The organism is Microbispora sp. CL1-1, assembly GCF_012034195.1.
Taxonomy (GTDB): domain Bacteria; phylum Actinomycetota; class Actinomycetes; order Streptosporangiales; family Streptosporangiaceae; genus Microbispora.
Genome location: NZ_JAATEK010000013.1, coordinates 165,423 through 187,434, shown reverse-complemented (window position 1 = coordinate 187,434; position 22,012 = coordinate 165,423). Strand labels below are relative to the sequence as shown.

The following is a 22,012-nucleotide window of genomic DNA, read 5'->3' as shown; positions in this document are numbered from 1 at the left end:
TGATGTCGTCCTCCTGAGCGACGGCGGCGGGATCAAGAAGGCGCTGACCCACCCCATCGTGGGGGCAGGCAAGGTGGCTCGTCTTCTTACCGCAGGCCTGGACAGGTTCGGCGACGGCGTGTCGGTCGAGCCGGTGCAGGTCAACGGCTATCCGGGCCTCGTCATGCGGATCGGCGGGGAGATCGACGGCGTCGTGGCGATGCGGATCGAGGATGGCCTCGTCACCGGGGTCTACTTCGTCCGCAATCCCGCCAAGCTGACGCATGTGGAACGCGAGACCGCACTGAGCCGCTGATGCGCTGTCCGCGCCGGTCCGGCCACCGCGCCCGGCCACCGCGCCCGGCCACCGGGCGCGACCAGCGCGTGTGCGGCCAGCGCGTGTGCGGCCAGCGCGCGGGGACGGCGCGTGCGGGGCAGGGTGTACGGGGGCAGGGTGTACGGGGGCAGGGTGTGCGCGGCCGACGCGTGCGGCGACGGAGTGTACGGGGGCAGGGCGTTTGGGGCCGGGCGCCATCCGATCAGAGAGCTTGGGCGGCTCAGGGACCTTGGGTGGCGTCGTCCTCGGGCGCCGTGCCGTACAGGCGGGACAGGTCGGCGACGGCCTCGGTCATCATCGCGCGCAGCTCGGCCGGCTCCAGCACCTCGACGAGCACGCCCATGCGCAGGAACAGCCACCTGGCGTGTGTGAGGGACTCGATCGGCAGCGTCAGCCGCGTCCAGCCGCCAGGCTCCGGCTGCCCGTCGGCGAGCGCCTTGTCGACGACGTCCTGCCCGACGGTGTATCGGAACAGGTCCTCCGCGCCCGGCGCGAGCCGCACCACCGCCTCGGCCGTGTACATGCGTGAGGCGAAATCCGCGGCGAAACCGCGCCAGAACTCGGCGAGGTCGAAGTCCTGCGGCCGTTCGAAGCGCTCGGGCAGCACCTCGGCCTCGATGATCCGGCCCACCCGGTAGGTGCGCACCGTGCCCGAGCAGGCGGCCGCGAGATACCAGGAACCCCCCTTGAGAACCAGCCCGTAGGGATGCACCAGCCGTTCCACCTCGGTCGGCCCCCATCGGCGGTAGCGCAGCCGGAGCACCCGCTCGTCCCAGACCGCCTCCGCGACCTCGGTGAGGAACGGCGCCTCGTCGGCGCTGCGATACCAGCCCGGCACGTCGAGGTGGAACCTCTCCCGCATCCGGGCCGCATGCGAGCGCGGCTCGGGCGGCAGCGCTGCCAGCAGCTTCAGCTCCGCCGCCGCGGCGAAGCCGGCGAGCCCGAGCTCAGCGGCGGGGCCGGGCAGCCCGGCCAGGAACAGGGAGGACGCCTCCTCCACGGTCAGCCCGTTCAGCCGGGTACGGTAGCCGTCGAGCAGCCGATATCCGCCGAGCGGCCCGCGGTCGGCGTAGACGGGCACGCCGGCGGCCGAGAGGGCCTCGACGTCCCTGTAGACCGTGCGGACCGACACCTCCAGCTCTTCGGCGATCTCCGTGGCGGTCATCCTGCCGCGTGTCTGCAGCAGGAGCAGCAGGGACAGCAACCGGCTCGCACGCATGGTGACCAGTCTGCCACCTTTACAAAGTAGATTTATTTGCTTTCGCACATGAGCTGTGTTCAAATGCACGCATGGAAAGTGCCGATCGGATCCGCGCGATCATGAACGCGCTGCGTACGTCCGACAGCGTCTCCGTGGCCGAGCTGGCGCTGGCGTACGGCGTCTCGGAGATGACCATCCGGCGTGACCTGGACGAGCTCGCCCAGCAGGGGGTGGTGCGGCGCGTCCGCGGCGGCGCCCTGAGCCTGCTGCTGCGCGGTGAGGAGCCGCCGTTCGGCGTGCGCGAGCGGGAGGCGATCGACGCCAAGCGCCGCATCGCCGCCGAGGTCGCCGGCCTGCTCGCCGACGGCGAGGCCGTACTGCTCGACGGCGGCACTACAGCGCTCGAAGTCGCCCGAGCCGTGCGCGAACGCCGCCTGACCGTCCTGCCGCTGGCACTGCAGGCGGCACAGGAACTGGCCGGCGCACCCCGCATCCGCCTCGTCCTGCCCGGCGGGGAGGTGCGGCACGGGGAGATGAACTTCGTGGGCCCGCTCACGGAGACGTCGATCAAGGCCCTCCGGTTCGACACCGCGGTGATCGGCTGCTGCGGCCTGTCGGCCGAACACGGCCTGACCGCGCACGATCTGCCCGAGGTGGCCATCAAGCAGGCCGCGATCGCCTCGGCCCGCCGCGTCGTCGTCGCGTGCGACTCGGGCAAGTTCACCCGTACGGCCTTCGGCGCCGTCTGCGGCCTCGACCGGCTCGACGTGGTCGTGACCGACGAGCACATCCCCCGAGATCAGCACGACGCCCTCACCGCCGCGGGCGTCACCGTACGCACCGTTCCCGCCTCCGTTCCGGTCGGCTGACCATCGCCCCCGCTCCCTGGAACCGGCGCCATCGGTGTCGCGGCCTGCCGACGTCCAGGTGTCTCCCCAGATCACACCGGGCGCCGGACCTCGTCGCACCCACGTCGGACCAGCGCCGGACCGCATCGCACCCACGTCGGACCGCCCCGGCACGCTGGACCGCGCCGAACTGCGTCGCACCCGTGTCGCACCCGTGTCGCACCCGTGTCGCACCCGCGGTCGTCCCACGTCGGACCGCGCCGGACCGCGCCGGACCGCGCCGGACCGCGCCGGACCGCGCCGGACCACCTTGCACCCACCTCGGACCGCGGTCGGACCGCGCCGGACCCGCATCCGGCGCGGGGCGACTCCGCGGCGCATACGGCTTCGGGAACACGCCCCGAGGCCACATCGGACACAGGCCGGGCGGACATGCGAGGGGGGCAGTATTTCCCAGAGCCCTTCCCAAGAGCCCTCTCCCCACTTCCCCAGAACCCTCTCTCTTCTTCCCAGAACCCTCTCCCCTTGGGAGCCCCGCCTTCCTGAATCCCATGGAGCTCCGGATCCGGGTCGTCCCCGGGGCCGGCATCCCGGCGCGCCGGAAGCCCGCGAACATCTCCTGTGATCGTTCGCACAAGTCGCCGGCACATCCGGCGTCGCGATCCCGCCCCCGCCTCCCCACCCCGCCATCCCGCTCTGCCATCCCGCTCTGCCATCCCGCTCTGCCATCCCGGCCGCGACGACACCCGCTACGACACAGACGACGACATAGATGAACGTTCCGGCGTAAACCTCCCAGCCGCCCCGAGGAGCACCACATGGTCATGTCCGCCTCCACTCGCCCGGCGCTGCTGCGCGCACGCGTGGCCGTCTACGGGCTGTTCCTGCTGTCCGGCATGGCCATGGGCACGTGGACCAGCCGGATCCCCGCCATCAAGGCGGCCCTCGGGCTGAGCGACGGCGCGCTCAGCCTGGGACTGCTCGCCATCGCCGCCGGGGCCATCACCGGCATGCAGGTCGTCGGCAGGCTGGTGGACCGCTACGGCAGCTACCGGACCCTGCTGCCGGTGGCCGTCGCCCAGGGCCTCGTCCTCGTGCTCCCCGCCTACATGCCGAACCTGCCGGCGCTCGCGCTGTCCCTGTTCGTGTTCGGCGCGGTCTACGGCACGCTCGACATCGCGATGAACGCCAACGCCGTGGTGGTGGAACGGGCGTACGGGAAGTCGATCATGTCGTCCTTCCATGCGGTGTTCAGCGTCGGAGGGTTCGTGGGGGCGTCCGCCGGCGGCATGTTCGCCCACGCCGGGACGAGCCCCGGCGTCACCTTCGCGGCGATGGGCGTGGTCATCCTGCTCGTCGCCCTGCTGAGCGCCCGCTGGGCGATGCGCGACGCCCCGGCGCGGGAGGCGGCGAAGACGGGCTCCCCCGAGGCACGGCCCGCAGGCCGGCGCGTCGGCGGCACGGTGCTGCTCCTCGGCGTGCTCGCGTTCTGCTGCATGATCGGCGAAGGCGCGGCGGCCGACTGGAGCTCGGTCTACCTGCGCGACGACCTGGGCTCCTCCCCCGGCTTCGCCGCCGCCGCGTACGCGGCGTTTTCGATCATGATGACGGCGGGCCGGTTCGCCGGGGACCGCCTCGCCGCCTGGCTGGGGCGGGTCACGCTGGTGCGCTGCTGCGGGGGGCTCGCCGGGGCGGGTCTCGCGGCCGGGATCCTCATCGACGAGCCGGTCGCCGGGGTCGTCGGATTCGGCCTGTTCGGCGCGGGTCTTTCGTGCATCGTCCCGCAGGTGTTCTCGGCCGCCGGGCACCGCGACCCGGCCCAGTCGGGGCGGGCGCTCGCCGCCGTGGCGAGCCTCGGCTACACCGGTTTCCTGGCCGGTCCCGTTGTCATCGGCGGCCTGGCCGAGGCCGTCACCCTGCCGTACGCGCTGCTGGTGCCCGCCGTGCTCGCGTTGTTCGTGGCTTTCACCGCTCCGGCGCTGCGCTCGCCCCGCCCCGCCCCCGACCGCCGCGCCGAGCCCGCCCACGGCTGAGATCCGCGCCGCGTACGGCGAGGGTTGGATCGGGCGGGGCCGGGCAGTGGAGGGGCGTGGCCGTCAGCAACGATCCCGAGGGACCGGCTCCCGCGCACCGGCGGCTCGCGGCGATGCTCCGGGAGGAGATCGTCCACGGCCGGATCGAGCCCGATCGCCCGCTGCCGTCGGAGGAGTTCCTCGTGCGCGAGTACGGCTTCACCCCGGAGGACGTACGCCGCGCCGTCGAGACGCTCAGCGGAGAGGGCCTCGTGTACACGGTGGAGGGACAGGGGGCGTACGTGTCCACGCGTGCCGAGGAGACGGGCGGCGGCTGACCGGCCCCCGCCCGTCCCCCACAACTACGCCTGTGCGCCCTGTGCCGGCGAGCCGGGCTCTCGCCACATGGGGTACATGACCGGGCCGCCGGGCAGCCGGACCAGCTCGGGCATGTCGACGTAACCGTGCCGGAGGTAGAGCCGCCGGCTCGCCTCGCTGCTGGCCTCCAGGTAGGCCGGGATGCCCTCGGCGTCCAGCCTGCGGTGATGCTCCTGCAGCAGCCGGGTGCCGAGGCCGCGGCCGATCCTCGCCCGCTCCAGCGCGAGAAACGCCAGGTAGTGGTGCGGTTCCTGGGGGTGGAGCTTCTCCGTGATCTCCCCGAAGAGGCGGTAGCGCTCGGCGTTCTCGCCCGCGAAGGACGCGATCGCCTCCTGCTCTCCCGGGATCTCGGGGAACGGCACGGTGAACCAGACGGCCACACCGGCCAGTTCGCCCGACTCGTGGATGCCGTAGACGTCGCCGTGTTCGAGCGCGTGCGCGGACCACATGGTGAAGAACCGCCGCTGCATCGGCAGCCGGTCCTCGGCCCGCGGGATGAGCCACCGGGTGATCTCGTCGGTGTGGAAGGTCTCGGCGATGAGCCCGCCGGCCGCCGCGGCGTCCGTCATGCGGGTGATCTCGATCGTCACTTGGCGCCCCCGCCGACGGCCTGGGCGCCCAGGCCGATGTTGGCGTACACCTCGGGCCTGGACGACTTCAGCACCCGGCCCCAGATGAGGCCGAAGACGATCGCGACGACGAAGATGCCGGGCAGGATCCAGCGGAGGATCGAGTCGGGCTCGACCCCGAGGACCGTGTCGAAGTTGACCAGGGTGAGCGCGATGATCACGCACAGCGCCACGATCGCCAGAGCCGGGGCGATGCGGGTGCGCCAGGTCGTCTCCCCCCGCGCGTCGCGCGAGAAGAACACGATCACCGAGATCGAGGTGACGGTGAGCAGGGTCAGCAGCCCGAGGCCGCCGAAGGTGCCGAAGATGAAGAACATCTTGGTGACCGGGTCGAGGCCGGAGACCGCGTAGACGACGATCACGATCAGGCCGAGCACGGTCTGCAGCAGCGACCCGGAGATCGGGGCGGCGGTGCGGGCCGAGGTGCGGCCGAAGATCGAGGGCAGGACGTTCTCCCGGCCCAGGGCGAAGATGTAGCGGGCCGTGGTGTTGTGGAAGGCGATCATGCAGGCGATGCTGCTGGTCACGAACAGCACCGAGCCGATCGTCGAGACGGCGCCGCCCAGGTGGAGGGCGGCCTGGTTGAAGATGAGCTCGGTCCCCTGCTCCGAGGCGGCCTTGACGATGCCGTCCGGCCCGGTCGGCACGGTCTGCGCCCAGGCGGAGAACGCGTACAGCAGGGCGATGATCGCGATGCCGAGGTAGGTGGCGATCGGCACGGTCCGGTGGCGGTCCTTGGACTCCTCGGCGAAGACCACCGACGACTCGATGCCGGCGAACCCCGCGACGACGGTGGCGAGCGCGGCGCCCACGCCGGGCACGAACAGGGCGCCGGGGGTGAAGCCCTCGAAGCTGAGGCCCGCCGGGGCGGCGTGGACCACGTCGCCGAGGTCGAACAGCAGCACGATGGCGATCTCACTGACGAGCAGGACGGACAGGATCTTTCCGTTGACGTCCACCCGCAGCAGGCCGAGCACGCCGGTCAGCGCCCAGGCCACGAGCGCGATCACCCACCACGGCGGCGAGCCGCCGAACCAGTCGACCAGCAGCGGCTCGGCCGCCGATCCGATGATTCCGTAGAGGCCGAGCTGCAGCGCGTTGTACGCCAGCAGCGCCACCCAGGCGGTCGCGACTCCCTGGGTGCGGCCGAGGCCCTGGGCGGCGTAGGCGTAAAAAGCGCCCGCGTTCACGACGTGCCGGGCCATCGTCACATATCCGACGGCGAACAGCGCGAAAACCGCGCCCAGCATCAGGAATGCGAACGGGACACCGATGACGCCCGTCACCGTGTATGCCGTGGGAACCGAACCCGCGACGACCATAAGCGGCGCAGCGGCGGAGATAACGAAGAACACAATGGACGGCACGCCGAGCCGGTCCTCTGCCAGTGCGGCGGTGACGGCACTCGGCCGTTGTTGTGTGAGGGACACCTGAAAACTCCGTGTGAGGGGGGGTGGAGGTCACCGGCGGCTGATGACGGCCTGGCCGACGGCGACCTTGGTCTGGGCGATGAGTCTCCGCAACTGCATGGGGAGCATGGCTGTCGCGGCGGCCTCGAACCGGGGATCGTGCTCGGAGAGGACCCGCTGGGCGCAGCCGGCCGCGGCCAGGAGCCCCAGGAGTACGCAGTCGCGGTCCACCGGCGGCTTGCGTCGCTGGATGGCGAGGTTCAGGCGGGCGAGCGGCCACGCGGCGGTGTTCATGTCCGCGGGGGCCGCGGGCTGCTGTTTCAGCAGGTGCCTGACCGGGGGCTTGAGCAGCTTCGCGGCGATCATCCTGGCGGTGACGTCGGCGTAGATCGTCCGGGCGAAGAAGAGGAGCCACGTGCCGATCGGGTGGTGCGGCTCGGCGATGACGTGCCCGAGCACCGCGCTGGTGAGCGGGTCGCCCGTGGCCTTCTGGACAGTGGCGTAGAGGCGTTCGGGGTCCGCCGCGAAGTCGAGCGCCACACGCTCGGCGAGCATCAGTTCGCCGAGGATCCCACCGGCCAGCGTCAGCCCCGTGAGCCGGGAATGTAGCAACGGATGGCCCGTCACATTGTCGTGCAGGACAAAGTACAGGTCATCGACAAGGGACGGGCTCGAAAGATCGCTTTCAGCCACGGTCGGCGATGATATAGGCGAAATGTTCCATCTGTCATCGCGCAAATTCACGTTTCTGCGATCTCCCGCGGAATAGGAGAATTGTTCCAACCGGAACTTAGTTTTCGGCCAATGCGCTTACGGTCCGCCTCCGGCAGGGTCACGGCCGGGCGACGGAATCAGGCCGCAGGCACGCGCGGCGAAGGCCGGCGATCGGGCCGAGGGGACGAACGGCCCGCCGCCCGCGATGAGCATGCCGTGCCCCTCGGCCGTGCCCCTCGACCGCACCCTTCGGCCGCGCCTCTCAGCCGTACCCCCAGGCCGTGCCTCTCATCGGAGCAGGGCGTTGGCCAGAATCGTGAGAAGGATCGACGCCACGATCGAGACGATGATCATCACGAGGCAGCCCGCCGCTCCCCCGAGTGGCCGAATCTTGATATTTCCGGGCATGGCGTCCTCCCCCGCGACCCTTCCCGCGCCTACCCAGGTAAATCTGCCCAGATGCGCCTATCCCTGGCACTCATGCCGAACCAAGCCCGGTTTGTCGGTTTTGTCGCCGGGCATCGACGGCCTATGACCATCCAGGACGACAGGGGCGCGGCGGCCCTGGCCCGCGCCCAGGGGCTCTTCAACGTCGCGGGCGGGCTGTGGCCGCTGCTCCACCTGCAGAGCTTCGAGAAGGTGTTCGGCGCGAAGACCGACCGGTGGCTGGAGCGCACCGTCGCCGGGCTGCTCGTGGGGATCGGATGGACGCAGATCAGGGCCGCGTCCACGCCCGGCGGCGCCGACCACGCGCGCCGTCTCGGCGTCGCCGCGGCGGCGACACTGCTCGCCGCCGACCTGATCTACGTGCCCACGGGCCGCATCCGGCCCACCTATCTGCTCGACGCCGCCGCCGAGGCCATGTGGCTGCGCGCCTGGCGGGCCCGTGCCGTACGGCCGGAGCCTCCGTCCACCCGCGCGGGCGCGGCGTTCGCCGCGGCGGCGGCACTGGCCGCGGGGTGCGTCACGGGCGGCGTGCTGGCCGCGCGCCTGCTGCGGCGGCGGCGGGCGGAGCCGGACGAGTCCGAGCTCACCCGTGCCCGATACATCCGCCACCCCGCCGCGCGGTGACCACAAGTCGCTGTTAACACCGAATTACGGACCACGACGAGAGGCGACGAGAGACGGAGCGGACCCGCCGTCACCCGGGCAGGGTCTCTCCGCCGATCGGGGCGAGGACCTCACCCGTGTAGTACGACGACAGCCGGTTGGCGGCGAAGAACACGTACGAAGGGGCGATCTCGTCCGGGTCGGCCGGCCGGCCCATCGGCACCTGCTCGCCGAACTTCTCCGCCTTCTCCTCGGGGAACGTGGACGGGATGAGCGGCGTCCAGACCGGGCCGGGGGCGACGGCGTTGATCCTGATCCCCCGCTCGACCAGCACCTGCGCCATGGAGTAGGTGAACGCGTTGATCGCGCCCTTGGTGGCGGAGTAGTCGATCAGGGTCTTGTTGCCGCGCAACCCGTTGATCGACGAGGTGTTGACGATCGAGCCGCCCTCGGGCATGTGCCGCAGCGCGGCCCTGGTCACCCGGAAGTAGCTGTGGATGTTGACCGCGAAGGTGCGCTCCCACTGCTCGTCCGGCAGCTCCTCCAGTGACCGCACCGGCGTCTGCGTGGCCACGTTGTTCACGAGCACGTCGATCCCGCCGAGCTCGCGGACCGTGCGTTCCACGACCTCCTCGCAGTGGCGGGCATCGGCGAGGTCGCCCGGGATGGTCACGCAGCGGCGGCCCTCCTGCTCCACCAGCTTCCTGGTGTGCTCGGCGTCGTCGTGCTCGGTCAGGTAGGCGATCGCGACGTCCGCCCCCTCCTTGGCGAACGCCACGGCGACGGCCCGCCCGATGCCGGAGTCGCCGCCGGTGACGAGGGCGCGCTTGCCCGCCAGCAGGTCGCGCCCGACGTAGTCGCGCATCTCGTCCCTCGGCTCGGGCGTCATCCCGCCCGTCCGGCCCGGGTACGGCTGCGTCTGCGGTGGCGGTGTGGAGTTCGGCTGCTCAGGCATGCGGGTCGGCTACCCCTGACCGTCCGCGGCAAACGGCACGCCGCGCGGTCGCGCTCGGGTGGCGCTCGCGTGGCGCTCGTACTCTCATGACGGATACACACTGTTACCTATCCATCACGCTTTACTATAACCAGAACCGACATCGGGTATGACGTTGCCATGACATCACGGTCGCGGTTCGCTCCGCTCGATGTGGTCTGGAGGACGTGCGACGCCGTGCCCGAGTGCCTGGGCATCGCCCACGAGCCGTACGGCAGATGCCTGGCGCACCTCACGCCGGCCGAGGTGGCGGCGTTCCTGCGCGGCCTGGCGCCCGGACAGTCCCTCGACCTGCGCGGCACCCTCCTGTCGGAGGACCTGATCACGCGGGTCCTCGACGGCGTGGAGCGCCGCGTCGGCAGGGCGAGGTTCGACCGCGCGGTCTTCACCGGCCCGGCCCGCTTCGGCGAGGTCGTCTTCGCCGCCGACGCGAGCTTCGACCACGCCAGGTTCGACCGCCTCGCCTCGTTCTACAGCGCCCGCTTCCTCTGCAACGTCTCCTTCCGCGAGGCCCGGTTCCAGCGCGAGTTCTCCCTGCACGGCGCGCGGGTGCGCGGCCATGCGGCGTTCGACCACGTCACGGTGCGCGGCGACGCTCTGTTCGGCGAGGCCCTGTTCGGCGAGGCACTGGTCGCCGGTCCGGGGAACACCCGGTTCCAGAGGGCCTCGTTCCACCGGGCGCAGTTCCACGGGTTCGCCGTGTTCGACGGGGCCGTCTTCCACGGGGACGCCGCCTTCCGCTCCGCCCGGTTCCACCGGGCCGTCTCCTTCCGCGACGCGGACTGCGGGGCGAGCGCCGAGTTCCAGGGCGCCCACTTCGAGGGCGCGGCCTACCTCGGCCCGATGCGGATCGCGCGGCGCCTGTCGCTCGCGGGCGTACGGGCCTGCGCGCCGTTGCACATCGACACCGGCGGGTGCCGTGTGGTGCTGCGCTCGGCGGCCGTCCTGGGACGGCTCGCCGCGCGGCTGTCCGACGCCGAGATCGACCTGCACGGCGCGCGGGTGGCCGGGCTGTCCGACGTCACCCGGCGCTCCGGCCGGCTGCGGGTGACCTCGCTCGACGGCCTCGACGCGGACGCGCTCACGCTGACCGGGGCGGACCTGCGGACGTGCGGGCTCGGCGGGCTGCGCCGCCCCGAGGGCCTGCGCCTGCGGGAGTGCGTGTTCGCCGCGCCGCCGGGCGGGCTCGGGCTGCGCCTGGGCTGGCCGCCCGTACGGTGGTGGAGCCGCCGCAGGGTCATCGCCGACGAGCGCCTGTGGCGGGGCTGGGGAGCGCAGGGCTCGGACGGGCCCGCACCCGACCCGGCGCGCCTGGCCGTGCTGTACGAGCGGCTGGGGCCGGGCGTCGACGACGCGCGGGTCGCGGCCGACTTCGCGTTCGGCGCCATGGAGATGCGGCGGCAGGGCAGCCCGCGCGGCCTGATGCGGCTGCTGCTGTCGCTCTACTGGCTCGCCTGCGGGTACGGCCTGCGCGCGGGGCGGGCTCTCGGATGGCTCGCGCTGGTGGCGGCCGTCGCCGCGGGCGCGGTGTGCTGGGCCGCCGGGGTGCGCCCGCCGGACAGGCCCGCCGTCCAGCGTGCCCGGGTCGGTGTCGTACGGCCCGTGGCGTCCTTCTCCCACGCGGCGCACGGGCTCGCAGGCTGAGGACGAGCAGGGGAGCATCGAAGACTTCGATGCTGAGGACCACAAGCGTTCACGATTGTTACCGCCGTTACCTCCTGTCGCCAGCATAAGCTCAATCGTTCGCAAAGCAGGAGGTTCCATGACAAAGCGCCTATATGTGGCCATAGTCGGCGCGCTGGTCGTGTCGGCGCTCGCCGGCGGCTGCGGGCGTTCGTCGTCGGGGACCGCCGCGGGCGACAGCGCGGCGGCGACGACGGGCAAGACCGCCAAGGACCTGGTGCCCGAGGACGTGCGCGAGTCGGGCACCCTGCGGGTCGCGACGTCCGAGGGCTACCCGCCGATGGAGATGTACAAGAAGGGCACCCAGGAGCTCACCGGTGTCGACCCCGACCTCGGCGCCGCCATCGCGGCCAAGCTCGGGCTGAAGTTCTCGATCACCAACGCGGCCTTCGACGGGCTCATCCCCGGCCTCCAGGGCGGGCGCTGGGACATCGTGATGTCCTCGATGAGCGACACCGAGGAGCGGCGCGCGGCGGTCGACTTCGTCGACTACTTCAACGCCGGCGGCGCCATCATGGTGAAGAAGGGCAACCCGGACGGCATCAGGAACCTCGACGACCTGTGCGGCCACACGGTGGTGCTGGCCAAGGGCAGCTCCAACCTCGCCATCGGCGAGAAGCAGAACGAGAAGTGCGCCACCAAGATGAAGATCATGCAGAGCGAGGACGCGCCCACCGGCCTGCTCTCGATCGACTCCGGGCGCGCGGTGGCCACGATCGTCGACTACCCCGTCGCCGTCATGTACGCCAAGGACACCGGCAAGTACGACGTGCTGCCCGAGCAGTACGACGCCGGTCCGTGGGGCATCGCCATCGACAAGCGCAAGACGGCGCTGCGCGACGCGGTCGCCAAGGCGATGGAGGAGCTGCAGGCCGACGGCGGCTACAAGGCCGTGCTCGACACGTACGGCGTGACCGCCAACGCCGTCGACGGCGTGCTGGTCAACACCCAGCCGTGGAAGTGAAGCCGGAGAGGGCGGCCGGCGTCGAGCTGCCGATCGAGGCCGTGCGCCCCGTGCGGCCCGGCCGGTGGCTGGGGGCGGCCGTCGCGCTCCTCTTCCTCGTCTGGCTGGCCTACACGATCATCGTCAACGAGAACCTGCACTGGGACGTCATCGTCGCCTTCCTGGCCGACGGCAGGATTCTCGGCGGCCTATGGGTCACGATCCAGCTCACCGTGCTGTCCATGGCCATCGGCCTGGCCCTGGGCGTGCTCGCCGCCGTCATGCAGCTGTCGGACAACCCCGTGCTGCGCGGCACCTCCGCCCTCTACACGTGGTTCTTCCGCGGCACGCCGCTTCTGGTGCAGCTCATCTTCTGGTTCAACATCGGGCTGGTCTTCCCCACCTTCGCGGTCGGCGTGCCGTTCGGCGGGCCCAAGCTGATCGAGTGGCAGGCGAACGCGGTCATCACGCCGTTCACCGCCGCGCTGCTCGGCCTGGCCATCAACGAGGGCGCGTACATGGCGGAGATCGTCCGCGCGGGCATCCGCTCGGTCGATCCGGGCCAGCGGGAGGCGGCCGAGTCGCTCGGCATGTCGCACCGGCAGGTGCTGCGCCGCGTGGTGCTGCCGCAGGCCATGCGGGTGATCATCCCGCCGACCGGCAACCAGTTCATCTCGATGCTGAAGACCACCTCGATGGTCTCGGTGATCGCCGGGGCCGAGCTGCTCACCGTGGCGCAGCGCATCTACCTCGGCAACTTCGAGGTCATCGCGATGCTCGTGGTCGCGTCGATCTGGTATCTCGTCCTCACCACGATCGCCAGCGTCGGCCAGCACTTCGTCGAGAAGCGGTTCGAACGCGGCCACGTGCGGCTGTCCTCCCGGATCCGCAGCAACCTGTCGCCCCTGCCGTCCAAGGAGGCGCTGCCGTCCGAAGAACCCCTGCCGCCCAAAGAACCCCTGCCGTCCGAAGAGGCGCTGCCGTCCAAGGAGCCCCGGTCAGCCGAGGAGACGATGTGAGCACCCCTGACCAGCCGATGGTGCGCATCCGCTCCGTCCGCAAGCGTTTCGGGTCGCTGGAGGTGCTCAAGGGCATCGACCTCGACGTCCCCGCCGGTCAGGTGGTGTGCGTCGTGGGCCCGTCGGGGTCGGGCAAGTCGACCCTGCTGCGCTGCGTCAACCGCCTGGAGAGCATCGACTCGGGGCGGATCTGGGTGAACGGCGAGCTGATGGGCTACGCCGAGCGCGGCGGCCGGCTGCACGCGCTGCGCCCCCACGAGCTGTCGCGGCAGCGGCGCGGCATCGGCATGGTGTTCCAGCGCTTCCACCTGTTCCCGCACCGCACCGCGATCGAGAACGTGATGGAGGGGCCGGTCACCGTGCTGGGCACGCCCGCCGCCCAGGCGAGGCGGCAGGCGGAGGAGCTGCTGGAGCGGGTCGGCCTGGCCGACCGGGCCCACCACTACCCGTCCCAGCTGTCCGGCGGCCAGCAGCAGCGGGTGGCCATCGCCCGCAGCCTCGCCATGCGGCCCAGCCTGATGCTGTTCGACGAGCCGACCAGCGCGCTCGACCCCGAGCTCGTGCAGGAGGTGCTGGCCGTCATGCGGGACCTCGCGGCGACCGGCATGACCATGATGGTCGTCACCCACGAGATGAACTTCGCCCGCGAGGCCGGCGATCAGCTCGTGTTCATGGACGACGGCGTCATCGTCGAGCGCGGCGACCCGCGCGAGGTGCTCGCCGCGCCCCGCCACGAGCGGCTGCGCGCCTTCCTCGGGCAGGTCCAGTGAGCGGCTTCGACCTGCTGATCCGGGGCGGCCTGCTGGTGGACGGCACCGGCCGCCCGGGCAGGCCCGCCGACGTCGGTGTCACCGCCGGGAGGGTGACCGTGCTGGCCCCGGGCGAGGCCCCGGCCGGGAGCGCGGCCCACAGCGCGGCCGAGGTGGTCGACGCGCGCGGGCAGGTGGTCTCCCCCGGCTTCGTCGACGTGCACACCCACTCCGACGGCGTCACGCTGCTCGGCGCGGAGGGCGGCGGCTCGGCGCTGGTGCGGGCCCCGGTGCTGGTGCGGGCCTCGGTGCTGCAAGGGGTGACCACCGAGATCTGTGGCAACTGCGGGTCCGGGCTCTTCCCCGCCCTGCCGGAGCGGCTGCCCGCCATGCGGGCCGAGACGCGGATCACCTTCGGCGGCGACGTCGGGGCGTACGCGAACTTCGCGAGCTTCGCCGCCGCGCACGCCGGGGTGCCCCGGGCCAACCATCTGGCCTCGCTCGTCGGCCACGGCACGCTCCGGGCGGGCGTGCTCGGGCCCGTCGACCGGCCCGCCCGGCCCGGCGAGCTGCGCACGATGTGCGCGCTGCTCGACGCCTGCCTGGCGCAGGGCGCGGCCGGGCTGTCCACCGGCCTGATCTACACGCCTGGATCGTACGCGGGCACCGACGAGGTGGTGGCGCTGGCGGCGGTGGCCGCCCGGCACGGCAAGCCGTACGTCACCCACCTGCGCGACGAGATGTCGCGGGTGGAGGAGGCGCTGGAGGAGGCGGTCGAGATCTCCCGGCGCAGCGGCGCGGCGCTGCACGTCTCGCATCACAAGACCGCGGGCCGCTACGCCTGGGGCCGCACCGAGCGCACGCTGCCGCGCATCGCCGCGCTGCGCGCCGAGGGCATGGACGTCACCTGCGACGTCTATCCCTACACGGCGGGCAGCACGGCGTTGTCGGCGATGCTGCCGCCGTGGGCGAACGACGGCGGCCTGGGGGCGCTCACGGCGCGGCTCGGCGACCCCGCGCAACGCGACCGGATGCGCCGGGCCATCGCCGAGGGCGTGCCCGGCTGGGAGAACACGGTCGGCAACGGCGGCTGGGACCGGATCTCGGTGGCGTGCGCGCCCCGCCACCCGCAGACGGAGGGCAGGACCATCGCCGACCTCGCGGCCTCGGCGGGCGCCGACCCTCTCGACGTGGCCGCCGATCTGCTGGTGGCCGAGGCGGGCGAGGTGACGATCATCAGTCACTCGATGGTCGAGGAGGACGTGCGGCGGGTGCTGGCGGCGCCGTACGCGATGATCGGTTCGGACGGCGTGCCGAAGCCGGGCGGGCGTCCGCACCCGCGCTGGGCGGGGACGTTCCCGCGGGTGCTCGGCCGGTACGTCCGGGAGCTGGGGCTGTTGCGGCTGGAGGAGGCGGTGCACAAGATGACCGGGATGGCCGCGGCGCGCTTCGGGCTGACCGGGCGCGGCGTGATCCGCGACGGCGCGCACGCCGACCTGGTGGTGTTCGATCCGGCGACGGTGGCCGACCGGGCGACGTTCACCGACCCGCTGCTGCCGCCCGCCGGGATCGGCGCGGTCGTCGTCGCCGGTGCGGTCGTGGTGCGCGACGGCGAGGAGACCGGCGCCCGGCCGGGAAAGGTGCTGGCCCTGTGACCGGCGACGTGACGCATGGGGCCGGACGCGGCCCGCTGGAGGAGGCGGCGGCCGCCTGCCCGGGCACGCTGGCCGTCTGCGTCCCCGGGACGCTCGCCCTGAACGACGACGTGGTGCTGCCGCTGGCCAGTACCGGGAAGGTGCTGCTGCTTGCGGCGCTCGCGCAGGACGTGGCGGCGGGCGTCGTGGACCCCGGCGAGCGCGTGAGGCTGCTCGACGAGGACTACGCGGGCGGGTCGGGCCTGCTGACCGGCCTGTCGGCGCGCGACTGGACGGCCGGCGACCTCGCGCTTCTCACCGCCGCCGTCAGCGACAACACCGCGACCAACGCGCTGCTGCGGCGGCTGGGGCTCGGCCGGGTGGACGCGGCCGCCGCCGCGCTCGGGCTTGCCGTGACCCGGATCCACGACAGGATCCGCGAGCCCCGGCTCCCGGAGCATCCGCCCTCCTTCGCCACAGGGACGGCGCGCGAGCTGGCGGGCCTGATGCGGTCGCTGGCATGCGGGCGCCAGCCGTGGCAGCGGCTGCTGCTCGGCTGGATGGCGCACAACACCGACCGCGCGCTGGTGCCCGCGCTGCTCCCGCACGAGCCCGAGGACCGCGAGCTCCCGGCGGTCCTGCCGTACGCCGCGGGGGTCTGGGTGGCGAACAAGACCGGCACGGACGCCGGGACGCGGGCCGACGTGGGCGTCATGGCCGGGGTGCGGTGGGAGGGCTACGCCGTGCTCGCGCACGGTCCTGCGGGCCGTGAGCACGGCCTGGTCGAGGCGATCCGGCGGGCGGGCCTCGCCATCGCGGCCACCGTCCTGCCCCCGGGTATTTAAACCGGGTGATCAGGCCGGGTGATCAGGCCGGGTGACCGCGCCGGGTAACCAGGGCGCGGTGCATTCGACCAGGTCTGATGCGGGGTCACCGATACTGGGGGAATGCTCAGCAGTCACCGCCTCAAGGTGCTCCTGGAGGTCTTCAGGACCGGGAGCATCGCCGGAGCCGCCAAGTCCCTGCGGCTGTCGCCCTCCGCCGTCTCCCACCAGCTCGCCCGGCTGGAGGAGGAGGCGGGGGTCGGGCTGGTGGAGCGGGCCGCGCACAGCCTGCGGCTGACCGCGGCGGGGCGTCGCCTCGCGGGGCGGGCGCAGGAGGTGCTCGACCTCATCGAATGCGCCGAAAAAGACCTGCTCGCGCAGGCGCGGGCGGACGCGGGGCAGCTGCGCATCGGGTTCTTCGCCTCGGCCGGCTATCGCCTGCTGCCGATGGCGTTGTCGTCCTTCACCGCGCGCCACCCGGGCGTCGAGCTCGATCTGGTGCTCGGGCAGCCCCACGAGCTGCTGCCCGACGTGGAGCGCGGCGAGCTCGACGTGCTGGTCGTGTTCGAGCACGCCCTGGATCCGTGGAAGGCGCCGAAGGGCGTCGAGGTCGTCCACCTGTTCGACGAGCCGCAGCTCCTCGTCATGCCGCTCGGCCATCCGGCGGGGCACCGGCCCCGAGTGCGGCTGACCGACCTGGCCGACGAGCCGTGGATCACGACGTTCGGCACCGAGACCCCGGTGTCGGTGCTGGAGCGGGCCGGCGCGCTGGAGGGGATGACGCCCACCATCCGCTGCCGCAGCGACCACTACGAGGTGACGCTCGGCCTGGTGCGGGCCGGGCTCGGCGTGGCCCTCGTGCCGAGCCTCGGCGTGCAGGGCGCGGCGGGCATCCAGGTTTGCCAGGTGGACGGGCCCAGGCTCTACCGGCGGGTGGGCGCCGCGCTGCGCCCCACCAACCCCAATCCCGCGCTGCGCGCGTTCGTCGACTACCTCAGGGACGCCTCGGCCCGCCTCAGCGTGACCCTCCGGTAGGCCGGGCACGCGGCGCCCTGCCCACCGGATGGTGGGCAGGGCGCCGATCGGTCACCAGTTGCCCAGCCTGCGGCCGCTGTGCTCGCCACGCTCGTGCCGGCGGTACGCCTGCGCCATCGCCAGCGTGGCGGCTCCCAGCGCCACGGTCACGATGCCGATCGCGACGTTGTTCCATATGGTCGTCGCGGTGGCCTCACGTCCCGCGCGCAGCACAAACGGCGAGATGATCGCCCACACGCCGAGCAGCGGGAGAAGCCAGCCCATGCCGTAGGTGCGCCCGAAGGCGGACGCGAGCCCCAGGGCGAGGGCGCTGATCACGAGGCCGGTGATGAGGTTGTTGACGGTCATGCCCCGGAATCCGAAGAACCCGACGATCCATGGCGATAGGGCCAGATACAGGCCGGCCAGGAAGGCTAGCCCCTCCAGCACCTGGGCGGGGGCCGTCGAGCCCGCCCGATCGTACGTCTGGCGTAGCTCGCTCACGTCGGGATGACGCTCGAGGCCGGTGGGTCCAACCATGTCTGGTTCCGCCTTTCCTGCTGCGTGCGTTTGTATCGACGGCCATACCCCACAAAATCCCGGCATTCTCGAATTCGATTAATATTCCCGCATTTATTTGGTAATCGCCGGACAAATACGTTCGGGAGCGTTCAAGGCGACATGCGGCGGGAATGGCCGGGCAGGGTAGTGATAGGGCCTTCGACGGGAGGCCCCGCAACCAGAGCCGGAGACGGGACGCTGGGGGTCATGATCGCTGTAGTCCTGGCCTTGCTCGCCGCGGCGGCCAACGCCGTCGCGTCCGTGCTGCAGCGCCGGGCCGCCCGCAGCGCCCCGGCCGACGAGGCGTTCCGGATCGGCCTGATGTGGGACCTCATGCGGCGGCCCACCTGGCTGGGCGGCATCGCCGCGCTCATCGCGGGCTTCCTGCTGCAAGCGGCCGCGCTGACGACCGGCGGGCTCGCGCTCGTCCAGCCCCTGCTGGTCGCGGAACTGCCGATAACGATGCTCGTCGCGGGCTGGATGTTCCGGGCTTGCGTCACTCCCCAGACGTGGCTGGCGGTCGGCGCGCTGACGGTGGGACTGGCCGGGTTCCTCGTTTCGGCGTCGCCCACTCCCGGTGACCGGCTCCCCGGCATGCTGACCTGGGTCGTCTCGGCGGGTGTGACCGCCGGGCTGCTCGCCTGCTGCGTGGCCGCCGCGATCGCCTGTGGCGGGCCCGCCCGCGCGGTGCTGCTCGGGGTCGCCGCCGGACTCGGCTTCGCCTACACCGCCGTGCTCATGAAGCGCACGGTGGAGGAGTTGCCGGCGGGCCTGCGGACGCTCGCCGGCTCCTGGTCGCTGTGGGCCATGGTGGCGGCCGGTCTGTGCAGCCTGTTCCTGCTGCAGAACGCCCTGCACAGCGGTCCGCTCGTCGCCGTGCAGCCCGCGCTGACCGTGACCGACCCCGTGGCGAGCACGGCGTACGGCGTGGCGATGTTCGGCGAGGACATCCGCACCGGTCCGTGGGTGCTGCCCGAGCTGACCGGCATGGCCCTCATCCTGTACGGCAGCGTGCTGCTGTCGAAATACGCCCCGCTCAGGGAGCAGGCTCGCATGGCCGGGGCTCATCATCGCGGAGCGGGAGGAGGTCCGGGAGAAGAAGGGACTCGGCCGGCGCCGTGGTGAACAGGACGGCCGCCCGCGCGATGAGCGCGGCCCGCCCGGGCAGGCCGGGTTCGAGCCGGTCGAGCGCCCGCAGCAGGTCGGCACGGCGGCGCGCGTGGACGCTGACCCCGGCCCGCGCCATCGCGAGCACGCCGTCCCTGCCGTGCCCGGCGATGGGCCGGTGGGTGACGACCGGCACTCCCGCCGCGAACGCCTCCCGGCAGGTCAGCCCGCCCGCGTTGTCCACCAGCGCGTACGCGGAGGCGAGCAGGCCGGCCAGGTCGTCCCGCCAGCCGAGGGCGATCCCCGCACGGCCCAGCAGGCGGTCGAGGCGGCGGCGCAGCCGCTCGTTGCGCCCGCACAGCACGACGGGAATGTAGCGGCCCGAGCGGGCCAGGAGCCGGGCGGTCGCCGCGACCCTGCCGACTCCCCAGGACCCCGCGCAGACGAGCACGATCCGGTCGCCGTCGCGCAGGCCGATGCGGGCCCGCGCGTCCGTCGGCGCACCGGCGCACGCGAATTCCGGACGGACGATCGGGGCGCAGCGGAAGGCCGGCCGGCCGACGGCGGCCGTCACCGCGAGGGCAGTGGACGTGTCCGGACACAGGTAGCGGTCGTTGCCGGGGTGCAGCCAGAGGCGGTGCACGGCGAAGTCGGTCAGCACGACCACGCTCGGCACGGCCAGCCGTCCCCGCTCGCGCAGATGCCCGGCGGCCTGCGCGGCCACGTGGAAGACCGGCACCACCAGGGAGGGCCGCACGCGGCGCACCGCACGGGCCAGCCCGGCAGCGGCCACGATCGTCAGCGGCGAGGTGGAGGGGGCCCGGCGGGAGACGAAGAACACGCGGTAGACCAGCGCGTACAGCCACGGCGACCGCAGCATGACCGCGCGATACCACCAGCGCAGGAGCGCGCCCAGCCGCAGCGGCAGCAGGGCGAGCACGTCCACGACCTCCGCGTGCATGCCGACGGCGGCCAGGCGGCGGGCCAGTTCGGCGGCCACGGCGTCGTGGCCCGCGCCCATAGAGGCGCTGACGATCAAAGCCCTGCCGCTCATGCTCGCGACGTCCCTCATGCTCACGACCCTCCTTCCCGGGCGGGGGGAGGCGTGACGGACACTGGAACGCGATGAGACCTCACGCGCTGGTCGTCGCCGGGCTGGCCCTGCTCCACGCCGGGCCGGGGGCCGCCTGGCTGCCCGCGGTCCGCCGCCTGCTGCCGTCGCTCGCGGGCGAGGGCGATCCCGGGCATGTCGCGCTGACCTTCGACGACGGGCCCGACCCGCGGTCGACCCCGCTGTTCCTCGACGAGCTCGACCGGCTCGGATGCCGGGCGACCTTCTTCGTCCTCGGCGAGATGCTCGACCGCCATCCGGAGCTCGGGCGGAGCATCGCGCGGGCCGGGCACGAGGTGGCCGTGCACGGCTGGCGGCACGACAACGCCCTGCTCACCCGGCCGGGCCGGGTCGCGGCCGAGATGGGCAGGGCCGCGCGCCTCGTCGCCGCCGTCACCGGCACACGCCCGTCGTGGTACCGCCCGCCGTACGGCGTGCTGAGCGCCGAGGCGCTGGTCGCGGCGCGATGGCACGGCCTGCGGCCGGTGCTGTGGACGGCCTGGGGCGAGGACTGGACGCGCCGGGCCACGCCCGGCTCGGTGCTGCGCACCTTGGAGCCCGGCCTGCGCGGCGGGGCGACGCTGCTGCTGCACGACTGCGACCACACCTCCGCCCCGGGTTCCTGGCGCTCGGCGCTGGGCGCGCTCGCCGGCGCGGTCGCGCGCTGCCGCGCCGCCGGACTGCGTGTCGGACCGCTCGGCGCCCACGGCGTGGGTGTACCCGGCGGCGGCGCGCGGCCCCACCGGCTGCCTGCGCCGGCAAGCTTTTACCTGCGGCCGGAAGCATAAAAACGCGGAAAAAGGGACGCTCACCTTTGGCGCCCTTCTCCATCACATTTTTGCGCTTTTTTCCGAACATCACCTGGCCGGGCACGCCGCTTTTCCCGTCGGATTGCCCACGTAAAAGCGCCCGCCCGATCTGTCGGGGTTTGTGGTGAATCGCGGTGGAGATTCTTCAGGCATGTCCGCAGCGGACGTACGCGACGCCGCGCACCGGGAGAACTTCCCGGTGGCCTCCCGCCTGCTCCCGCGCGCGTACCGCCGCGACCTGATGGCGGTGTACGGCTTCGCCCGATATGTGGATGACGTCGGCGACGAGGGTGACCCCGCCGAGCGGCCCGCCCTGCTCGACGAGGTGGAGGCCGACCTCGGCCGCCTGTACTCCGGAGGGAGCCCGCGGCTGCCCGCCGTACGCGCACTGGGGCCGCTGGTCGCCGGGCGGGGCGTGCCGCGAACGCCCTTCCTCCACCTCGTGGAGGCCAACCGGCGCGACCAGACGGTGCGGCGCTACGACACCTTCGCGCAGTTGCTGGGCTACTGCGAGCTGTCGGCCAACCCGGTCGGGCGGATCGTCCTGCACGTCTTCGGCGTGGCCACCCCGGAGCGGGCGCGGCTGTCGGACCGCATCTGCTCGGCGCTTCAGGTGATCGAGCACTGCCAGGACGTGGGCGAGGACCACGCCCGCGGCCGCGTCTATCTCCCCGGCGAGGACCTGCGCAGGTTCGGCTGCCGCGAGGCCGACCTGGACGCGCCGCGCACCTCCCCGCGGCTGCGCCGGGCCGTGGCGCTGCAGGCCCGCCGCGCCGCCACCCTGCTGGACGAGGGCATGCCGCTGCTGGAGACGCTGAGCGGGTTCGCGCGCACCGCGGTCGCCGGGTACGTCGCGGGCGGCCGGGCGGCGCTCGCGGCGCTGGAGCGGGGCCGGCACGACGTCCTCGGCGGGGCGGTCCGCGCGCGCCGCCGCGCGGTGCTGAGCGAGTGGGTGCGCGTGCTGAAGGAGGTGAACGGTGACGGTTCCCGGCGCGATTCCTGATCCC

The 22,012-nt window shown here is 72.6% G+C and carries 21 protein-coding genes and 1 pseudogene; 15 read left to right on the top strand and 7 right to left on the bottom strand.

The features are described 5' to 3' along the window. Nucleotides 1-295 (top strand): annotated as a pseudogene (locus tag HCK04_RS18245) (RNA polymerase subunit sigma-24); the annotation flags it as partial. Nucleotides 296-536: 241 nt separating this feature from the next. On the opposite strand, the gene HCK04_RS18240 reads toward HCK04_RS18245, so the two are convergent. Then, nucleotides 537-1,535: a transcriptional regulator gene (locus HCK04_RS18240; RefSeq protein WP_142648535.1), complete on the bottom strand. Its 999-nt coding sequence runs from the start codon at nucleotides 1,533-1,535 to the stop codon at nucleotides 537-539. A 71-nt stretch (nucleotides 1,536-1,606) separates the two neighbouring features. Between HCK04_RS18240 and HCK04_RS18235 the strand changes: the two genes are divergently transcribed. From HCK04_RS18235 to HCK04_RS43640, 3 genes are all read left to right on the top strand, one after another. Beyond that, the gene (locus tag HCK04_RS18235; RefSeq protein WP_142648534.1) at nucleotides 1,607-2,386 is read left to right on the top strand and encodes a DeoR/GlpR family DNA-binding transcription regulator; all 780 of its coding nucleotides are present in this window, start codon (nucleotides 1,607-1,609) and stop codon (nucleotides 2,384-2,386) included. Between the two features lie 797 nt (nucleotides 2,387-3,183). Then, entirely contained in the window at nucleotides 3,184-4,398 is a 1,215-nt protein-coding gene (locus tag HCK04_RS18230) for an MFS transporter (protein WP_142648533.1), read from the top strand. 56 nt (nucleotides 4,399-4,454) lie between these two features. After that, on the top strand, nucleotides 4,455-4,715 hold the full coding sequence (locus HCK04_RS43640; protein ID WP_142648532.1) for a GntR family transcriptional regulator: 261 nt from the start codon (nucleotides 4,455-4,457) through the stop codon (nucleotides 4,713-4,715). Between the two features lie 24 nt (nucleotides 4,716-4,739). Here the strand turns inward: HCK04_RS43640 and HCK04_RS18220 are convergent, their stop codons facing one another. From HCK04_RS18220 to HCK04_RS18210, 3 genes are read right to left on the bottom strand one after another with little or no spacing between them, the layout of a single operon-like run. Further along, nucleotides 4,740-5,345, bottom strand: coding sequence for a GNAT family N-acetyltransferase (locus HCK04_RS18220; RefSeq protein WP_142648531.1), 606 nt, complete (start codon nucleotides 5,343-5,345; stop codon nucleotides 4,740-4,742). Then, nucleotides 5,342-6,814, bottom strand: a complete 1,473-nt coding sequence (locus HCK04_RS18215) for an APC family permease (RefSeq protein WP_142648530.1) — start codon at nucleotides 6,812-6,814, stop codon at nucleotides 5,342-5,344. Before HCK04_RS18215 ends, HCK04_RS18220 begins: the two co-directional genes overlap by 4 nt. Before the next feature lie 30 nt (nucleotides 6,815-6,844). After that, nucleotides 6,845-7,486 (bottom strand): GPP34 family phosphoprotein, encoded by a 642-nt coding sequence (locus tag HCK04_RS18210; RefSeq protein ID WP_168066036.1) that lies wholly within the window; start codon nucleotides 7,484-7,486, stop codon nucleotides 6,845-6,847. A gap of 552 nt (nucleotides 7,487-8,038) precedes the next feature. On the opposite strand from HCK04_RS18210, the gene HCK04_RS18205 reads away from it, so the two are divergent. After that, a complete protein-coding gene (locus tag HCK04_RS18205) occupies nucleotides 8,039-8,578 on the top strand; it encodes a hypothetical protein (protein ID WP_205830400.1) in 540 nt (179 codons plus the stop codon). A 70-nt stretch (nucleotides 8,579-8,648) separates the two neighbouring features. On the opposite strand, the gene HCK04_RS18200 is transcribed toward HCK04_RS18205, so the two are convergent. Then, complete coding sequence (locus HCK04_RS18200; protein ID WP_142648528.1) at nucleotides 8,649-9,512, bottom strand: SDR family oxidoreductase; 864 nt, start codon at nucleotides 9,510-9,512, stop codon at nucleotides 8,649-8,651. Nucleotides 9,513-9,671: 159 nt separating this feature from the next. On the opposite strand from HCK04_RS18200, the gene HCK04_RS18195 reads away from it, so the two are divergent. From HCK04_RS18195 to HCK04_RS18165, 7 genes are all read left to right on the top strand, one after another. Continuing rightward, nucleotides 9,672-11,195 (top strand): pentapeptide repeat-containing protein, encoded by a 1,524-nt coding sequence (locus HCK04_RS18195; protein ID WP_142648527.1) that lies wholly within the window; start codon nucleotides 9,672-9,674, stop codon nucleotides 11,193-11,195. A gap of 118 nt (nucleotides 11,196-11,313) precedes the next feature. Next, nucleotides 11,314-12,198 carry an ABC transporter substrate-binding protein gene (locus HCK04_RS18190; protein ID WP_142648526.1) on the top strand — a complete coding sequence of 295 codons (885 nt, stop codon included), beginning with the start codon at nucleotides 11,314-11,316 and terminating at the stop codon, nucleotides 12,196-12,198. Next, nucleotides 12,189-13,196 (top strand): amino acid ABC transporter permease, encoded by a 1,008-nt coding sequence (locus HCK04_RS18185; RefSeq protein WP_221889933.1) that lies wholly within the window; start codon nucleotides 12,189-12,191, stop codon nucleotides 13,194-13,196. Before HCK04_RS18190 ends, HCK04_RS18185 begins: the two co-directional genes overlap by 10 nt. Nucleotides 13,197-13,213: 17 nt before the next feature. Beyond that, on the top strand, nucleotides 13,214-13,966 hold the full coding sequence (locus HCK04_RS18180) for an amino acid ABC transporter ATP-binding protein (protein WP_142648556.1): 753 nt from the start codon (nucleotides 13,214-13,216) through the stop codon (nucleotides 13,964-13,966). After that, complete coding sequence (locus HCK04_RS18175) at nucleotides 13,963-15,600, top strand: D-aminoacylase (RefSeq protein ID WP_142648525.1); 1,638 nt, start codon at nucleotides 13,963-13,965, stop codon at nucleotides 15,598-15,600. Before HCK04_RS18180 ends, HCK04_RS18175 begins: the two co-directional genes overlap by 4 nt. Next, on the top strand, nucleotides 15,597-16,424 hold the full coding sequence (locus tag HCK04_RS18170) for a serine hydrolase (protein WP_260617320.1): 828 nt from the start codon (nucleotides 15,597-15,599) through the stop codon (nucleotides 16,422-16,424). Before HCK04_RS18175 ends, HCK04_RS18170 begins: the two co-directional genes overlap by 4 nt. A 102-nt stretch (nucleotides 16,425-16,526) precedes the next feature. Continuing rightward, complete coding sequence (locus HCK04_RS18165) at nucleotides 16,527-17,438, top strand: LysR family transcriptional regulator (protein ID WP_142648524.1); 912 nt, start codon at nucleotides 16,527-16,529, stop codon at nucleotides 17,436-17,438. Nucleotides 17,439-17,489: 51 nt separating this feature from the next. Here HCK04_RS18165 and HCK04_RS18160 read toward each other — a convergent pair whose 3' ends face one another. Further along, complete coding sequence (locus HCK04_RS18160) at nucleotides 17,490-17,921, bottom strand: SPW repeat protein (protein ID WP_205830399.1); 432 nt, start codon at nucleotides 17,919-17,921, stop codon at nucleotides 17,490-17,492. Between the two features lie 264 nt (nucleotides 17,922-18,185). Here HCK04_RS18160 and HCK04_RS18155 point away from each other — a divergent pair, with 264 nt between their 5' ends. After that, entirely contained in the window at nucleotides 18,186-19,103 is a 918-nt protein-coding gene (locus HCK04_RS18155) for a DMT family transporter (RefSeq protein WP_142648523.1), read from the top strand. On the opposite strand, the gene HCK04_RS18150 is transcribed toward HCK04_RS18155, so the two are convergent. Then, nucleotides 19,015-20,157, bottom strand: coding sequence for a hypothetical protein (locus tag HCK04_RS18150; protein WP_240971557.1), 1,143 nt, complete (start codon nucleotides 20,155-20,157; stop codon nucleotides 19,015-19,017). The genes HCK04_RS18155 and HCK04_RS18150 overlap by 89 nt on opposite strands. 53 nt (nucleotides 20,158-20,210) lie before the next feature. Here HCK04_RS18150 and HCK04_RS18145 point away from each other — a divergent pair, with 53 nt between their 5' ends. Beyond that, nucleotides 20,211-20,984 (top strand): polysaccharide deacetylase family protein, encoded by a 774-nt coding sequence (locus HCK04_RS18145; RefSeq protein WP_142648522.1) that lies wholly within the window; start codon nucleotides 20,211-20,213, stop codon nucleotides 20,982-20,984. Between the two features lie 172 nt (nucleotides 20,985-21,156). Then, nucleotides 21,157-22,008 carry a squalene synthase HpnC gene (hpnC, locus tag HCK04_RS18140; protein WP_142648521.1) on the top strand — a complete coding sequence of 284 codons (852 nt, stop codon included), beginning with the start codon at nucleotides 21,157-21,159 and terminating at the stop codon, nucleotides 22,006-22,008. Nucleotides 22,009-22,012: the final 4 nt, after the last annotated feature.

Excerpts from the sequence above, each read along its gene's own strand:
- HCK04_RS18190 (WP_142648526.1), top strand. The coding sequence starts at position 11,314 with ATGACAAAGCGCCTATATGTGGCCATAGTCGGCGCGCTGGTCGTGTCG.
- HCK04_RS18200 (WP_142648528.1), bottom strand. The coding sequence starts at position 9,512 with ATGCCTGAGCAGCCGAACTCCACACCGCCACCGCAGACGCAGCCGTAC.
- HCK04_RS18240 (WP_142648535.1), bottom strand. The coding sequence starts at position 1,535 with ATGCGTGCGAGCCGGTTGCTGTCCCTGCTGCTCCTGCTGCAGACACGC.
- HCK04_RS18155 (WP_142648523.1), top strand. The coding sequence starts at position 18,186 with ATGATCGCTGTAGTCCTGGCCTTGCTCGCCGCGGCGGCCAACGCCGTC.
- HCK04_RS18180 (WP_142648556.1), top strand. The coding sequence starts at position 13,214 with ATGGTGCGCATCCGCTCCGTCCGCAAGCGTTTCGGGTCGCTGGAGGTG.
- HCK04_RS18235 (WP_142648534.1), top strand. The coding sequence starts at position 1,607 with ATGGAAAGTGCCGATCGGATCCGCGCGATCATGAACGCGCTGCGTACG.
- HCK04_RS18205 (WP_205830400.1), top strand. The coding sequence starts at position 8,039 with ATGACCATCCAGGACGACAGGGGCGCGGCGGCCCTGGCCCGCGCCCAG.
- hpnC (WP_142648521.1), top strand. The coding sequence starts at position 21,157 with ATGTCCGCAGCGGACGTACGCGACGCCGCGCACCGGGAGAACTTCCCG.
- HCK04_RS18145 (WP_142648522.1), top strand. The coding sequence starts at position 20,211 with ATGAGACCTCACGCGCTGGTCGTCGCCGGGCTGGCCCTGCTCCACGCC.
- HCK04_RS18230 (WP_142648533.1), top strand. The coding sequence starts at position 3,184 with ATGGTCATGTCCGCCTCCACTCGCCCGGCGCTGCTGCGCGCACGCGTG.
- HCK04_RS18195 (WP_142648527.1), top strand. The coding sequence starts at position 9,672 with ATGACATCACGGTCGCGGTTCGCTCCGCTCGATGTGGTCTGGAGGACG.
- HCK04_RS18150 (WP_240971557.1), bottom strand. The coding sequence starts at position 20,157 with ATGAGGGACGTCGCGAGCATGAGCGGCAGGGCTTTGATCGTCAGCGCC.
- HCK04_RS18165 (WP_142648524.1), top strand. The coding sequence starts at position 16,527 with ATGCTCAGCAGTCACCGCCTCAAGGTGCTCCTGGAGGTCTTCAGGACC.